This window comes from Streptomyces sp. NPDC026673 (assembly GCF_040638135.1).
In the GTDB taxonomy this organism is placed as follows: domain Bacteria; phylum Actinomycetota; class Actinomycetes; order Streptomycetales; family Streptomycetaceae; genus Actinacidiphila.
Window position 1 is genome coordinate 17,419 of sequence record NZ_JBEZXR010000090.1, and the last position, 15,437, is coordinate 32,855.

Below are 15,437 nucleotides of genomic sequence, written 5' to 3' on the forward strand. Positions count from 1 at the left end.
GGTTCACGTACGGCGCTGCGGGGCCCAGCGGTAGGTGAGCTCGGGGCGGCCCACCTGGCCGTACTGCGGGGCGCGCACCGCACGGCCGGTCTCCACCAGGTGCTCCAGGTAGCGGCGGGCCGTGATCCGGGAGACGCCGACGGCCTGGGCCGCCGCGTTCGCCGACAGCCCCTCCGCCGCCTCGCGCAGCGCGGTGGTGACCGACTCCAGGGTGGGGCCGCTGAGGCCCTTGGGGAGCACGGACCCCTCGGGGCTGCGCAGGGCCGCCAGGGCGCGGTCCACCTCGTCCTGGCCGGACGCCTCGCCGCCGGCGAGCTCGTCGCGGTAGCGGGCCCAGCGCTCCAGCCGGTCCCGCAGGGTGGGGAAGGTGAAGGGCTTCAGCAGGTACTGCACCACCCCGACGGAGACGGCCTGCCGCACCACGCCCAGATCACGGGCCGAGGTCACGGCCACCACGTCGGCTGTGTGGCCGGCGGCCCGCAGCGTGCGCACCACCTGCAGCCCGTGCCCGTCCGGCAGGTTGAGGTCCAGCAGGATCAGGTCCACCCTGTGCCGTTCGAGCGCGCGCAGCGCCGCGCCCCCGGAGTGGGCCACCGCGGCCACCGTGAACCCCGGCAGCCGCTCGACGTACAGCCGGTGGGCGTCGGCCGCCACCGGGTCGTCCTCGACGACCAGCACCTTGATCATGTCCGCACCTCCCCGCGCAGCGGCAACCGTACGGTGAAGGAGGCGCCGCCGCCCACCGCCCGCTCCAGGTCCACGGTGCCGCCCGTGCGCCGGGCGGTCTGCTCGACGAGCGCGAGCCCGAGGCCGTGCCCGTGGCTCTTGGTCGTCCAGCCGCGCCGGAAGACCTCGCGCACCACGGCCGGGTCCACCCCGCGCCCGCTGTCGGTGACCCGCAGCAGCAGCTCGCCGTCGTCGGCGCGGGCGGTGACCTCGACGTGCGGGCGCGCGGTCGTCTGCGCGGCGCCCTCGATGGCGGCGTCCAGGGCGTTGTCGATCAGGTTGCCCAGGATGGTGACGAGGTCCCGGGAGGTGAGCGAGGCGGGCAGCACCCCGTCGTCGATGCGGCTGTCCTCGGTGACCGTCAGTTCCACGCCGCGCTCGTTCGCCTCGGCCGCCTTGCCCAGCAGCAGCGCGGCCAGCACCGGCTCCGCCACCGCCGCCACGACGCGGTCGGTGAGCGCCTGGGCCAGCTCCAGCTCGGCGGTGGCGAACTCCACCGCCTCCTGGGTGCGGCCCAGTTCGATGAGCGAGACGACCGCGTGCAGCCGGTTGGAGGCCTCGTGCGCCTGCGAGCGCAGCGCCTCGGCGAAGCCGCGCACCGAGTCCAGCTCACCGGTGAGCGACTGCAGGTCGGTGTGGTCCCGCAGGGTCACCACGGTGCCCCGGCGCTCCCCGCCGCGCACCGGCGAGGTGTTGACCACCACGACGCGCTCCGCGGTCAGGTGCACCTCGTCCACTCGCGGCTCGGCCGCCAGCAGCGCCCCGGTCAGCGAGGCGGGCAGCCCCAGGTCGGCGACATAGGAGCCCACCACGTCCCCGGGCAGGCCCAGCAGTTCGCGGGCGGCGTCGTTGCACAGGGCGACCCTGCGGTCGGCGTCCAGCAGGATCAGCCCCTCGCGCACCGCGTGCAGCGTCGCCTGGTGGTAGTCGTACATGCGGCTCAGCTCGTCCGCGGCCATGCCGTGCGTGTGGCGGCGCAGCCGGGCGTTGGCGAGATAGGTGCCGAGGCCGCCGACCGCCAGGGCCGCCGCGGCGATCCCGATCAACACGGTCAGCTGGCCCCGCACCTGGTCGGTGATGGCCTCGACGGTGATGCCGACGCTGACCAGGCCCACGATCCGCGAGCCGTCCCGGATGGGGGTGACGACGCGCACGGACGCGCCCAGCGTGCCGGTGTAGGTCTCGGTGAAGGTGCCACCATGCTGGGCGGGCCCTATGTTCCCCAGGAAGGGGTGGCCTATCTCGTCGGTGTCGGGGTGCGTCCAGCGGATGCCGGCCGGATTCATGATGGTGATGAAGGACACGCCGGTGTCCAGGCGGACCTGCTCCGCGTAGGGCTGGAGCGACGCGCTGGGGTTCTCGCCGCGGATCGCCGCCGCGACCGAGGGAGCGTCGGCCACCGCCCGCGCGGCCGCCGTGACCCGGTCCTTCGCGGCGTCCTCGGCGCGCTCGGCGGCGTTGACGTAGACGAGCACCGCGATGCCCGCGACCACCAAGGCCACGATGACCACCTGCATCGCGAACAACTGGCCCGCCAGGCTGCGCGCACGGCGACGCGGCCGGTGGCGGTGGAGGCGGGTCGGGAGCGGCATGCCCACCAGTGTGCACAGGTCCCGCGAACTCAATGAACGCAAACGTGACCTGGCTCACGGCGCGGGCGCATAGTCACCGGGACCTATCCGATCGCGGGCGCCCGGGACGGGCCCGGATGGACCGAGGAGACAAAGGTGTCAGTGCCGGTACAGAGCCGTACCCAGGGGCGCAGGGACCGCACCCATTACCTGTACATCGCGGTGATCGTCGCCGCGGTCGCCGGCGCCGTGATGGGCCTCGTCGCGCCCGACGCGGCCGTGGAGTTGAAGCCCATCGGCACCGGGTTCGTCAACCTGATCAAGATGATGATCTCGCCGGTCATCTTCTGCACGATCGTGCTCGGCGTCGGTTCCGTCCGGCAGGCCGCGAAGGTCGGCAAGGTCGGCGGCCTCGCGCTCGGCTACTTCCTGGTGATGTCGTTCGTCGCGCTCGCCATCGGCCTGGTGGTCGGCAACATCCTCCAGCCCGGTGACGGGCTCCAGCTGACCGACGCGCTCAAGGACGCGGGTCAGGCCCAGGCCAAGGACGCCCCGGCCGAGAACCTGCCGGACTTCCTGCTGGGCATCATCCCCGTCACCCTGGTGTCGGCCTTCACCGAGGGACAGGTGCTGCAGACCCTCCTGGTCGCGCTGCTGGTCGGCTTCGGCCTGCAGGCCCTGGGGTCGGCGGGCGAGCCGATCCTGCGCGGCGTCGGCCACATCCAGAAGCTGGTCTTCCGCGTGCTGTCCATGATCATGTGGGTGGCCCCGGTCGGCGCCTTCGGCGCGATCGCGGCCGTGGTCGGCTCGGCGGGCGTGGACGCCCTCAAGGCGCTCGCCACGATCATGCTCGGCTTCTACGTCACCTGCCTGATCTTCGTCGTGGTCGTGCTCGGCCTGATGCTCCGCTTCTTCGCCGGGGTCAACCTCTTCCAGCTGCTGAAGTACCTGGGCCGGGAGTTCCTGCTGATCGTCTCCACCTCGTCCTCGGAGTCGGCGCTGCCCCGCCTGATCGCCAAGATGGAGCACCTCGGCGTCAGCCGCCCGGTCGTCGGCATCACCGTGCCGACCGGCTACTCCTTCAACCTCGACGGCACCATGATCTACCTGACCATGGCCTCGCTGTTCATCGCCGACTCGATGGGCCAGCCGCTCTCCCTCGGCCAGCAGATCACCCTGCTGCTGTTCATGATGGTCGCCTCCAAGGGCGCCGCCGGCGTCACCGGCGCGGGCCTGGCGACCCTCGCAGGCGCGCTCCAGTCGCACAAGCCGGCCCTGGTCGACGGCGTCGGCCTCATCGTCGGCATCGACCGCTTCATGAGCGAGGCGCGCGCCGTCACCAACTTCGCGGGCAATGCGGTCGCCACGGTGCTGATCGGCACGTGGACCAAGGAGTTCGACCGCGAGCAGGCCCGGCGGGTGTTCGCGGGTGAGCTGCCCTTCGACGAGACCACGCTCGTCGACGACGGCCACGGCACGGCCCCGGCCCCCGAGCCCGCCCCCGCCGGGACCGGCAAGGAGCCGGTGACGACGGCCTGACCCGCCGTCGCACCCCAGTCGTCCCGCCGGGCGGATCCCCCCTCCGCCCGGCGGGACCGTGCCGTCCGGGGGTCCGTTCCCCCGGTCGGCGCAGGGCGGGTCGGGGAATCTCGGGGGTACGCCGGGCGCGTCGCGGCGCGCCCGTGAGCGTGGCGCAGGCGGCCCCGCCCGCGCCTGGGGTGGCGCGGGCGGGCCGCACTCGGCGTCCCGTGACGCGGATCAGGCCGGCCGCAGCCAGACCGTGGCCAGCGGCGGCAGGGTGAGCTGTACGCTCTGGCGCCGGCCGTTCCAGCCGACCGGCTCGGACTTCAGCGGCTCGGGGCTGGTGATGTCTCCGCCGCCGTACCGGGCGGCGTCGGTGTTGAGCACCTCCCGCAGTGCCTCCACCCCGTCCGGCACGCCGATCCGGTAGCCGTGGCGGACGACCGGCGAGAAGTTGCTGACCGCGACCAGCGGGTTCCCGGCGGCGTCCAGGCGTACGAAGGAGAAGACGTTGTCCTCGGCGGCGCCGCCGTCGAGCCAGGAGAAGCCGTCCGGGGTGGTGTCGCGCTGCCACAGCGGCGGCGTGGCCCGGTACAGGGTGTTCAGGTCGCGCACGAGGTCCCGTACGCCGCGGTGGTCGCCCGCCGCGGAGTAGGTCTCGTCGAGCAGCCACCAGTCCGGCCCGTGGTCGTGGGACCACTCGGCGCCCTGGGCGAACTCCTGTCCCATGAAGAGCAGTTGCTTTCCGGGGTGGGCCCACATGAAGCCGAGGTAGGCGCGGTGGTTCGCCCGCTGCTGCCACCAGTCGCCGGGCATCTTGGCCACCAGCGCGCCCTTGCCGTGGACGACCTCGTCGTGCGAGATCGGCAGGACGTAGTTCTCGCTGTAGGCGTACACCATCGAGAACGTCATTTCGTTGTGGTGGTACTTGCGGTGCACCGGCTCGTGCTTGATGTACTCCAGCGAGTCGTGCATCCAGCCCATGTTCCACTTCAGGCCGAAGCCGAGCCCGCCGAAGCCGGCCGGGCCGACGTGGTGGGTGGGGCGCGTGACACCGTCCCAGGCGGTGGACTCCTCGGCGATGGTCACGACACCGGGGCAGCGCCGGTAGACCGTCGCGTTCATCTCCTGCAGGAAGGCCACGGCGTCCAGGTCCTCGCGCCCGCCGTACGCGTTCGGCGCCCACTGGCCGTCCTCGCGCGAGTAGTCCAGGTAGAGCATCGAGGCCACGGCGTCCACCCGCAGCCCGTCGATGTGGAACTCCTCGCACCAGTAGACCGCGTTGGCCACCAGGAAGTTGCGGACCTCGGTACGGCCGAAGTCGAACTCCAGGGTTCCCCAGTCGGGGTGGTCCCCGCGCCAGGGATGCTCGTAGAGGTTGGTGCCGTCGAAGAGCGCCAGCGCCCAGTCGTCCTTGGGGAAGTGCGCCGGGACCCAGTCCATGATGACCCCGATGCCCGCCCGGTGCAGCGCGTCCACCAGGTGCTTGAAGTCGTCCGGAGTGCCCATCCGGGCGGTCGGGGCGTAGTACGAGGTGACCTGGTAGCCCCACGAGCCGCCGAAGGGGTGCTCGGCGACCGGCATCAGCTCCACGTGGGTGAAGCCCAGGTCGCGCACGTACGCCGGCAGCTGCTCGGCCAGTTCGCGGTACGACAGGCCCGGGCGCCACGAGGCGAGGTGCACCTCGTAGACCGAGAAGGGGGCCTCGTGCACGGGCACCGAGCCGCGCGAGGCCATCCAGTCGGCGTCCTGCCACTCGTGGCGGGACGCGGCGACGACGGACGCGGTGGCCGGCGGCTCCTCCGTGCGCCGCGCCATCGGGTCGGCCTTGAGCCGCCGCACCCCGTCCGGGCCGCAGATCTCGAACTTGTAGCGCTGCCCCTCGCCGACCTCGGGCAGGAACAGCTCCCACACGCCGGACGAGCCCAGGGAGCGCATCGGGAAGGCGGTGCCGTCCCAGTAGGTGAAGTCGCCCACCACGCGCACCCCGCGCGCGTTCGGCGCCCATACGGTGAACCGGGTGCCGGTGACGCCCTCGTGGTCCATCGGCTCGGCGCCCAGCGCCTTCCACAGCTGTTCGTGCCGCCCCTCGCGGATCAGGTGCAGGTCGAACTCGCCGAGCGCCGGCAGGAAGCGGTACGGGTCGTGCACCTCGCGCTCGTCCCCGTCATAGGTGACGGCGAGCCGGTACTCCGGGACCGCCGTGAGCGGCAGCACCCCGCTGAACAGCCCGTCGCCCTCGTCGTGCAGCACCGTCCGCGTCCCGTCGCCGGTGACGACCGCCACGCGGCGCGCGTACGGCCGCAACGTGCGGAAGGCGAGGCCGTCCGCCACGGGGTGGACGCCGAGCACCCCGTGCGGGTCGTGGTGGGCGCCGTCCAGCAGCCGGCGGCGCTCCTCGGGGTCGAGCCGCGGGGCCGGGGGCACATCGCCCGCCACGGGGGCCGGTGCGATCTCCGGTGCGGGCGGCGGCGCCTGGTGGCCGACCGCCGCGGGGGGTGCCGTGCGCGGGACGGTGCCCGAGGCGGGCGGCCGTTCGGACCCGGCGGGGTCGTAGCCCCGCGCGACGGCCTCGGAAGCGCCGGGCGCGTCCGGCCGCGGGCGGCCCCCGGCGGCCGGGCGTGCGCTCTTCGCCGCGGGCTTCGCGGCCTTCCCGCCACGCGCGGGCTTCGCGCCGGCGGCCTTCTGCGGCCGGGTGGCCGAGGCCGGCGGGGTCGGCGGGGCTGCGGGGGTCGGGGGCGCCGAGTCCTCCGACCCGGTGCCGCGTGCGGGACGTGCGGCGCGGGCCCGCCCGTTCCCGCCCGTGCCGGGGGTGGCGTCGGGGAACGGCTGGCGATCGGTCACGATCAGGTCCTCCTCGGATGGGCGTGGGGGCGCCCGGTCAGGGGGTGCCGCCGCGCAGCGGCTGCGCGAGGCGCCGCACTGCGGCCATGGGGATGGGGAGCCAGGCGGGTCGGTGCCTGGCCTCGTAGAGCACTTCGTAGACGGCCTTGTCGGTCTCGTAGGCGCGTATGACGACGGGCTCGTCCCGCGGATCGGTCCCGGCGGCCTCCGCGTAGCCCGCGCAGAAGGCGGTGCGCTGGGTCTCCGCCCACTCGGGCGCCCCGGGGGCGGACGGGTCGTGGTGCCGGGCGGCGTAGTCGAAGGAACGCAGCATCCCGGCGACGTCCTGAACCGGGGGCGCGGGACGGCGGCGTTCGGCCAGCGGCCGGGCCGGCTCGCCCTCGAAGTCGATCAGCACCCACCCCTCGGGGCCGGTCCGCAGGGCCTGACCGAGGTGGAGGTCGCCGTGGATGCGCTGCGCGGCCAGCACGGTGCCGCCGCCGAGCGCGGCGAGGTCGTCGAAGGCGGTCCGCAGCGCCGTGCGGTACGGCCGCAGGGCGGGCACCGCCGCCGCGGCCGCGTCCAGCCGGCCGGCCATCGCGGAGGCGAGCAGTTCGATCTGCGGGCGGCGCAGGGTGCTCGTCGGCAGGGCGCGCGCCAGCGCCAGATGCACCTCGGCGGTGGCGCGCCCCAGCGCGTGCGCCTCGCCGGAGAAGTCCGTGTCCTCCTCGACCGCGCTCAGGGCCAGTTCCCAGGCCCCGGCCGAACCGGGCAGGAAGCGCTGCAGCACGCCCAGCGTCGCGGGCTCGTCGTACAGGCCCAACGCCTCGAACCACGCCGCGGGCGCCGCGACGCGCCGCGATCCGGCGCGCGCCAGGGCGAGCGAGAGCTCCAGGTCGGGATTGGGCCCCGGGGCCACCCGCCGGAACAGCTTGAGGATGAACGCGTCGCCGTAGATGACCGAGCTGTTGGACTGCTCCGCGGTGGACAGCCGCGGCGCCAGCCCCGCCGGGATCGCCGCGCCGGACTCGGACCCGAAGCGCAGGTGTCCGGTGCGGCCCGGGGCGCGCAGCCGCTCCAGCAGCAGGGCCGTCAGGCGCGGGTCGTGCAGCGCCTCGTAGATGGTGAGGCCGTCCAGGGGCCCGCCGACCGCGTGCCCGATCAGCGCCGGCGCGAGTGCCGGCGGCAGCAGCGCCCTGGTGCCGAGCAGCAACTGGTAGGTGTCGGCAGGCCGGCCGTGCCCGGTGCCGGGTACCCGCTCGTGCGCGTCGTGGTGGACGTCGAGCAGCAGATGGAGCAGACCGGGGGTGCCCAGCCGCCCGTCCGCGGGGAGCAGTTCGGTGGCCGAGACGAGCCCGAAGCCGCCGATCGGCCGTCCCTTCCCGGCGAACCACCGCTGCCGGGGCAGCCACTCCCGCAGCATCGGGACGAGCGCGGAGAGCAGTCCCGGCGCGGGGGGCACGGTGGCCCCCGTCCGGACTGCGGAGGTGCGAAGCCACGAGGTGTCCGACATGACGTCCTTTCCTCGGGTGCCGGGCCTGCTGGTTCCCTAAGTGAAGGGGCGTGCTGCGGCGATGGTCCGACGAGTGGGACGTGTCGGACGAATATCATCCGAGCCGGTGGAGCAATTGGCGTACTTGGCGTACCAGGGACAAGGGCCCGTACAGCATCCGATATGACGCTGGATTCGGCAGGGGGAGCCTGCCCCGGCGGCCCGGCACGAAACCGTGCCGGGCCGCCGGGTCGCCGTCACCCGGCGGGTGGGCCTACGCGGTGTCGCGGCGCAGCCGGAACCAGTAGAAGCCGTGCCCGGCGAGAGTGAGCAGGTAGGGCCATTCACCGATGGCGGGGAAGCGCACCCCGCCGATCAGCTCGACGGGATGCCGCCCGGTGAAGGACCGCAGATCGAGCTCGGTGGGCTGGGCGAAGCGCGAGAAGTTGTTCACGCACAGGACGAGGTCGTCCTTGTACTCGCGCAGGAAGGCCAGGACGGCCGGGTTGGTGGAGGGCAGCTCGGTGTACGAGCCCAGGCCGAAGGCCGGGTTCTGCTTGCGGATCTCGACCATCCGGCGCGTCCAGTGCAGCAGCGAGCTCGGGGAGCTCATCTGCGCCTCGACATTGGTGACTTGGTAGCCGTAGACCGGGTCCATGATGGTCGGCAGATAGAGCCGGCCCGGGTCGCAGGAGGAGAAGCCCGCGTTGCGGTCCGGGGTCCACTGCATCGGGGTGCGCACCGCGTCGCGGTCACCGAGCCAGATGTTGTCGCCCATGCCGATCTCGTCGCCGTAGTAGAGGATCGGCGAGCCGGGCAGGGAGAGCAGCAGGGCGGTGAAGAGCTCGATCTGGTTGCGGTCGTTGTCCAGCAGCGGGGAGAGCCGGCGCCGGATGCCGATGTTGGCCCGCATCCGCGGGTCCTTGGCGTACTCCGCGTACATGTAGTCGCGTTCTTCGTCCGTCACCATCTCGAGCGTCAGCTCGTCGTGGTTGCGCAGGAAGATGCCCCACTGGCAGTTGCTGGGAATGGCCGGGGTCTTGGCCAGGATCTCCGAGACCGGATAGCGGGACTCCCGGCGCACCGCCATGAAGATGCGCGGCATGACCGGGAAGTGGAAGGCCATGTGGCACTCGTCGCCGCCCTTGGCGTAGTCGCCGAAGTAGTCGACCACGTCCTCGGGCCACTGGTTGGCCTCGGCGAGCAGCACCGTGTCGGGGTAGTGGGCGTCGATCTCCTCGCGGACCATCTTCAGGAAGTCATGGGTGCGCGGCAGGTTCTCGCAGTTGGTGCCTTCCTCCTGGTACAGGTACGGCACCGCGTCCAGCCGGAAGCCGTCGATGCCGAGGTCCAGCCAGAACCGCAGGGCGGCCAGGATCTCCTCCTGGACCTTGGGGTTCTCGTAGTTGAGGTCCGGCTGGTGCGAGAAGAAGCGGTGCCAGTAGTACTGCTTGCGCACCGGGTCGAAGGTCCAGTTGGAGCTCTCGGTGTCGACGAAGATGATGCGGGCGTCCTGGTACTGCTTGTCGTCGTCCGCCCAGACGTAGTAGTCGCCGTAGGGGCCTTCGGGGTCCGTGCGGGACTGCTGGAACCACTCGTGCTGGTCGCTGGTGTGGTTGACGACGAAGTCGATGATCACCCGCATTCCGCGCTGGTGGGCGGCGTCCACGAACTCCACGAAGTCGGCCAGGTCCCCGAACTCCGGCAGTACGGCCGTGTAGTCCGCGACGTCGTAACCCCCGTCGCGCAGCGGCGAGGCGAAGAACGGCGGCAGCCACAGGCAGTCGACGCCCAGCCACTGCAGATAGTCCAGTTTGGCGGTGAGCCCCTTCAGGTCGCCGATGCCGTCACCGTTGCTGTCCTGGAAGGACCGTACGAGCACTTCGTAGAAGACGGCCCGCTTGAACCAGTCGGGATCCCGGTCCTTCGCGGGGGTGTCTTCGAACGTGTCAGGTACGGGTTCGTTGACGATCAAGTGGGTGACCCTCCTGTCGATGGAGTAGGTCGCAGGGTGAGGATGTGCGCGGGCGTACGGCCCGGCTCGAGGCGCACATAGTTGTCCCTGCCCCAGTGGTAGGTCTCGCCGGTGAGCTCGTCGCGCACCGGGGTGGACTCGTGCCATGCGAGGCCGAGTTCCGGCATGTTCAACGAGACGGTCGCCTCCTGGGTGTGGTGCGGGTCCAGGTTGACGACCACCAGTACGACATCGCTGCCGTCGCCCGAGCGCTTGGAGTACGCCAGCACCGCGTCGTTGTTCACGGGGTGGAAGCGCAGGTTGCGCAGCTGCTGGAGCGCGGGGTGGCGGCGTCGCAGCCGGTTCAACGTGGTGAGCAGCGGAGCCAGCGAACGGCCGTCGGCCTCGGCTGCCGCCCAGTCACGGGGCTTGAGCTCGTACTTCTCCGAGTGTAGGTACTCTTCGCTTCCCTCGCGCACCGGCGCGTTCTCGCAGAGCTCATATCCGGCGTACACCCCCCATGTGGGGGAAAGGGTCGCCGCCAGGACCGCGCGCGCCTCGAACGCCGGGCGGCCGCCGTGCTGCAGGTAGGCGTGGAGGATGTCCGGGGTGTTGACGAAGAAGTTCGGCCGCATGTAGCTCGCGGCCTCTCCGGACAGCTCCGTCAGGTACTCCGTCAGTTCCTGTTTGTCGTTGCGCCAGGTGAAGTACGTGTACGACTGCTGGAAGCCGATCTGGGCCAGCGTGTGCATCATGGCCGGACGGGTGAACGCCTCGGCCAGGAAGATGACGTCCGGGTCGGTCCGGTTGATGTCGGCGATGACCTTCTCCCAGAAGACCACCGGCTTGGTGTGCGGATTGTCGACCCGGAAGATCCGCACTCCGTGGTCCATCCAGTGCCGCAGCACCCGCTCGGTCTCCTGCACGATGCCGCTCATGTCGGCGTCGAAGGCGATCGGGTAGATGTCCTGGTACTTCTTCGGCGGGTTCTCGGCGTACGCGATCGAGCCGTCGGGCCGCCGGGTGAACCACTCGGGGTGCTTGCCGACCCACGGGTGGTCCGGGGAGCACTGCAGGGCGAAGTCCAGGGCGATCTCCAGACGCAGCTCACGGGCCCGTTCCACGAAGTGGTCGAAGTCCTCGAGCGTGCCGAGATCGGGGTGGACGGCGTCGTGGCCGCCCTCCGGGGAGCCGATCGCCCAGGGCGAGCCCACGTCGTGCGGGCCGGGGGTGAGCGAGTTGTCCGGACCCTTGCGGAACGCTGCGCCGATGGGGTGAACGGGCGGCAGGTACACCACGTCGAAGCCCATCGCGGCGACGGCCGGCAGCCGTTCCGCCGCCGTCCGGAAGGTGCCGGACCGCGGCGGCTCCTGGCCCGTGGGGTCCACCACCGCCCCCTCGGAGCGGGGGAACATCTCGTACCAGGACCCGAACAGCGCCCGCGGCCGCTCCACCTGGAGGGCCGCCGGACGGGAGGCGCTCACCAGGTCGCGCAGCGGATGGCGGGCGAGCGCCGCCACCACGTCGGGCGCGAGGACGGCCGCATGGCGCTCCGCGGGCGTACGGGACGCGTCGCGCAGGGCGTCGACCGCCGCGAGCACCACGGCCCGGCCGTCCTTCTTGGGCACCCCGGCCGCCGCGCGCTCGTGCAGCTCGGCCCCCTCGGCGAGGACCAGTTCGGTGTCGATGCCCGCGGGGATCTTGATGCCCGCGTGGTGCCGCCAGGTGGCCACCGGATCGCTCCAGGCCTCCACTGTGTACGTCCAGCGGCCCTCCGCGGTGGGGGTCACCTCGGCGCCCCAACGGTCGGTGCCGGGGGCGAGCTCGCGCATCGGGGTCCAGGGTCCGGAGCGGCCCGCGGGGTTGCGCAGGACCACGTTCGCCGCCACCGCGTCATGTCCCTCCCGGAACACGGTGGCGGTGACCTGGAAGGTCTCGCCGACCACCGCCTTGGCGGGGCGGCGGCCGCAGTCGACCAGCGGGCGGACGTCCAGGACGGGGATACGACCGATCATTGCGCCTCACCTGTTTGTGCCGGTGGCCGGACGGGTACCTTCCGCTCTTTTTATCTGCTCCATCGGATGCCTGCCTGTGGGCATGACCGCTCCTGTCCGCGTTCACTCGGGTGGGCGGATACGAGTTGTGGTGGGGAGGGTTCGGCGCCGCGTCGCGCAAGGTTGAGCCTGCCCATTGGATGACGGTCGAATACTCCCCGGGAAGGGGTACTGGCGCGTAAGTTGCGCGCGGGGCGGCCCCGACGGCGCCCGCACGCCGACAACCGGCCACCGTCCGGCGGGGAGGCGCGCGCGTCCGCCGGGGCGCCCGGCCGCCGCCCGTGACCCGGGCCTGGCCGCCCGTCGTAGTCCGCGCGGTGCCCCTCGGCCGACCTCCCTGCGGCGACTGTCGTAGACCGGCGGCCGACACGCTGACGAGGCGCCCGCACGGCGCCGTGCGGGGGCCGCGGGACGTCCGGGGCGCCGCGGTACGCCTGGGCACACATGCCGCGCGGCGGTCCCCGGCAGCGGGGTGTTGGGTACCCGGTTGTCACCACCGCACCGAAAGATGCCGCTACCGTCGGAGATGTGAAGGCTATTCGTCGATTCACCGTGCGAACCGTCCTGCCCGAACCACTACGTCCCCTGGGGGAGCTCGCGCAGAATCTGCGCTGGTCCTGGCACAACGAGACCCGCGAGCTGTTCCAGTCCGTCGACCCCGAGGGCTGGAGAGCGGCGGCCGGCGACCCGGTGCGACTGCTCGGCGCCGTCTCGAAGGACCGGCTGAACGCCCTCGCCAAGGACCGCAGGTTCCTCCGCCGGCTCGGCACCGCCGTCGAGGACCTCCACGACTACCTCGGCAATCCGCGCTGGTACCAGGGCGCCGCGGACGCCGGGGAACTCCCCGCCGCCGTTGCCTACTTCTCGCCCGAATTCGGCATCACCGCCGCGCTGCCGCAGTACTCCGGCGGCCTCGGCATCCTGGCCGGCGACCACCTCAAGGCCGCCAGCGACCTGGGTGTGCCGCTGATCGGTGTCGGCCTGCTCTACCGGCACGGCTACTTCCGACAATCCCTGTCCCGGGACGGCTGGCAGCAGGAGCACTACCCCGTGCTCGACCCCAACGAGCTGCCGCTGTCCCTGCTGCGGGACGAGGGCGGCGGCCCCGTCCTGATCGTCTTGGACCTGCCCGGCGGGCGCAGTCTGCGCGCCCACGTCTGGCTGGCCCGGGTCGGCCGGGTCCCGCTGCTGCTGCTCGACTCCGACGTCGAGGAGAACCACCCCAACGAACGGGACGTCACCGACCGCCTCTACGGCGGCGGGAGCGAGCACCGGCTGCTCCAGGAGATGCTGCTCGGCATCGGCGGCGTCCGTGCCGTGCGCACCTACTGCGCGCTGACCGGGCACCCCGAGCCCGAGGTCTTCCACACCAACGAGGGCCACGCCGGGTTCCTCGGCCTGGAACGCATCCGCGAGCTCGCGGCCGACGGAGAAGGGCTGGATTTCGACTCCGCCCTGGAGGCCGTGCGGGCCGGCACGGTCTTCACCACCCACACCCCCGTGCCGGCCGGCATCGACCGCTTCGACCGCGAGCTGGTCGCCCGCCACCTCGGCGACGACGGCGAGCTGCACGGCGTCGACGTCCAGCGGGTGCTGGAGCTGGGGATGGAGACCTATTCGGGAGGCGACCCCAACGTCTTCAACATGGCCGTGATGGGGCTGCGGCTCGCGCAGCGCGCCAATGGCGTGTCCACCCTCCACGGCAGCGTCAGCCGGGAGATGTTCGCCGGGCTGTGGCCGGGCTTCGACCCGGAGGAGGTGCCGATCACCTCCATCACCAACGGCGTCCACGCCCCCACCTGGGTCGCTCCGGAGGTGTTCCGGCTCGGCGCCCGGCAGGCCGGCGTCCAGAACGCCGAGGACGCGATGACCACCGGGCTCGCCGACACCTGGGAGAGCGTCTTCCGCATCCCCGACGCCGCGATCTGGGAGCTCCGCCGGGAGCTGCGCGAACAGCTGGTGCGGGAGGTGCGCCGCAGGGTGCGCGCCTCCTGGCGGCAGCGCGGCGCCGGCTCGGCCGAGCTGGGCTGGGTGGACGACGTCCTCGACCCGGACGTGCTCACCATCGGCTTCGCTCGCCGGGTCCCCTCGTACAAGCGGCTCACCCTGATGCTGCGCGACCAGGACCGGCTGATGGAGCTGCTGCTCCACCCGACCCGGCCGATCCAGATCGTCGTCGCGGGCAAGGCCCATCCGGCCGACGACAGCGGCAAGCGTCTCGTCCAGGAACTCGTGCGCTTCGCCGACGACCCCCGGGTGCGGCACCGCATCGTCTTCCTTCCGGACTACGACATGGCCATGGCCCAGCACCTCTACCCCGGGTGCGACGTCTGGCTGAACAACCCGCTGCGCCCGCTGGAGGCGTGCGGCACCTCGGGCATGAAGGCCGCGCTGAACGGCTGCCTCAACCTCTCCGTCCTGGACGGCTGGTGGGAGGAGTGGTTCGACGGCAACAACGGGTGGGCGATCCCCACCGCCGACGGCTTCGGTGCGGTCGGCGACCCCGACCGCCGCGACGACATCGAGGCGGCGGCACTCTACGACCTGATCGAGACCCAGGTCGCGCCCCGGTTCTACGACCGCGGCGGGCAGGGGCTCCCGGCCCGCTGGATCGAGATGGTCCGGCACACCCTGAGCACGCTGGGCCCGAAGGTGCTCGCCGGTCGCATGGTGCGCGAGTACGTCACGCGGCTGTACGCGCCCGCCGCCCGGGCCCACCGCCTCGCGGACGGCGCCGAGGCCGGTGAACTCGCGGCGTGGAAGCGGCGGGTGCGCGGGCAGTGGCCCCGGGTCGCCGTCGACCACGTGGAGACCGGCGCCTCGGTGGGCGGTTCGCCGGAGCTCGGGAGCACGCTCACCCTGCGCGTCCAGGTGGCCCTCGGCGACCTGGAGCCCGCGGACGTGGACGTGCAGGTCGTGTCCGGGAGGGTCGACGAATCCGACCGGATCGCCGACCCGACGGTGGTCTCGCTCAAGCCGGGCGGGCGGCCGGACCTCGAGGGCCGTTGGCTCTACGAGGGGCCGCTCACCCTCGACCGCACGGGCCCCTTCGGCTACACCGTCCGGGTCCTGCCGATGCACCGGCTGCTGGCCTCGGTGGCAGAGCTCGGGCTGATCGCCGTGCCGCCCGAGGCGGCGGGGATGACGGCCGGCGTGCTGCGCTGAGCCGGACGCCCCGCGGGAACGGGACCGGGCCCCGGCCGTCGTTGGAACAGCGCGCAGAACCCGCAGGAGGAGGCCGCGTACCTGTCGCTCTTCGCGGAGCAGCGGGTGCGCGGGGTGCTGGTGACGCCGGC

The 15,437-nt window shown here is 72.4% G+C and carries 8 protein-coding genes; 2 read left to right on the forward strand and 6 right to left on the reverse strand.

The window, feature by feature from the left end; all coding sequences use genetic code 11:
* Positions 1-3: 3 nt before the first annotated feature.
* Together AB0F62_RS37035 and AB0F62_RS37040 are read right to left on the reverse strand one after the other, a co-directional pair.
* Positions 4-687 carry a response regulator gene (locus tag AB0F62_RS37035; RefSeq protein ID WP_361809888.1) on the reverse strand — a complete coding sequence of 228 codons (684 nt, stop codon included), beginning with the start codon at positions 685-687 and terminating at the stop codon, positions 4-6.
* Positions 684-2,318, reverse strand: a complete 1,635-nt coding sequence (locus AB0F62_RS37040; protein WP_361809890.1) for a sensor histidine kinase — start codon at positions 2,316-2,318, stop codon at positions 684-686. The genes AB0F62_RS37035 and AB0F62_RS37040 overlap by 4 nt, the downstream gene beginning before the upstream one ends.
* A gap of 141 nt (positions 2,319-2,459) precedes the next feature.
* Between AB0F62_RS37040 and AB0F62_RS37045 the strand changes: the two genes are divergently transcribed.
* The gene (locus tag AB0F62_RS37045) at positions 2,460-3,836 is read left to right on the forward strand and encodes a cation:dicarboxylase symporter family transporter (RefSeq protein ID WP_361809902.1); all 1,377 of its coding nucleotides are present in this window, start codon (positions 2,460-2,462) and stop codon (positions 3,834-3,836) included.
* Between the two features lie 219 nt (positions 3,837-4,055).
* On the opposite strand, the gene glgB is transcribed toward AB0F62_RS37045, so the two are convergent.
* The 4 genes from glgB to AB0F62_RS37065 form a co-directional block, all read right to left on the reverse strand.
* Positions 4,056-6,662, reverse strand: coding sequence for a 1,4-alpha-glucan branching enzyme (gene glgB / locus AB0F62_RS37050; RefSeq protein ID WP_361809892.1), 2,607 nt, complete (start codon positions 6,660-6,662; stop codon positions 4,056-4,058).
* A gap of 37 nt (positions 6,663-6,699) precedes the next feature.
* Positions 6,700-8,154: a maltokinase gene (locus tag AB0F62_RS37055; RefSeq protein ID WP_361809894.1), complete on the reverse strand. Its 1,455-nt coding sequence runs from the start codon at positions 8,152-8,154 to the stop codon at positions 6,700-6,702.
* 253 nt (positions 8,155-8,407) lie between these two features.
* A complete protein-coding gene (gene treS / locus AB0F62_RS37060; RefSeq protein WP_361809896.1) occupies positions 8,408-10,108 on the reverse strand; it encodes a maltose alpha-D-glucosyltransferase in 1,701 nt (566 codons plus the stop codon).
* Positions 10,105-12,102, reverse strand: coding sequence for an alpha-1,4-glucan--maltose-1-phosphate maltosyltransferase (locus tag AB0F62_RS37065; protein ID WP_361809898.1), 1,998 nt, complete (start codon positions 12,100-12,102; stop codon positions 10,105-10,107). Before AB0F62_RS37065 ends, treS begins: the two co-directional genes overlap by 4 nt.
* A 567-nt stretch (positions 12,103-12,669) precedes the next feature.
* Here AB0F62_RS37065 and glgP point away from each other — a divergent pair.
* Positions 12,670-15,306: an alpha-glucan family phosphorylase gene (gene glgP / locus AB0F62_RS37070; protein WP_361809900.1), complete on the forward strand. Its 2,637-nt coding sequence runs from the start codon at positions 12,670-12,672 to the stop codon at positions 15,304-15,306.
* Positions 15,307-15,437 lie beyond the last annotated feature (131 nt).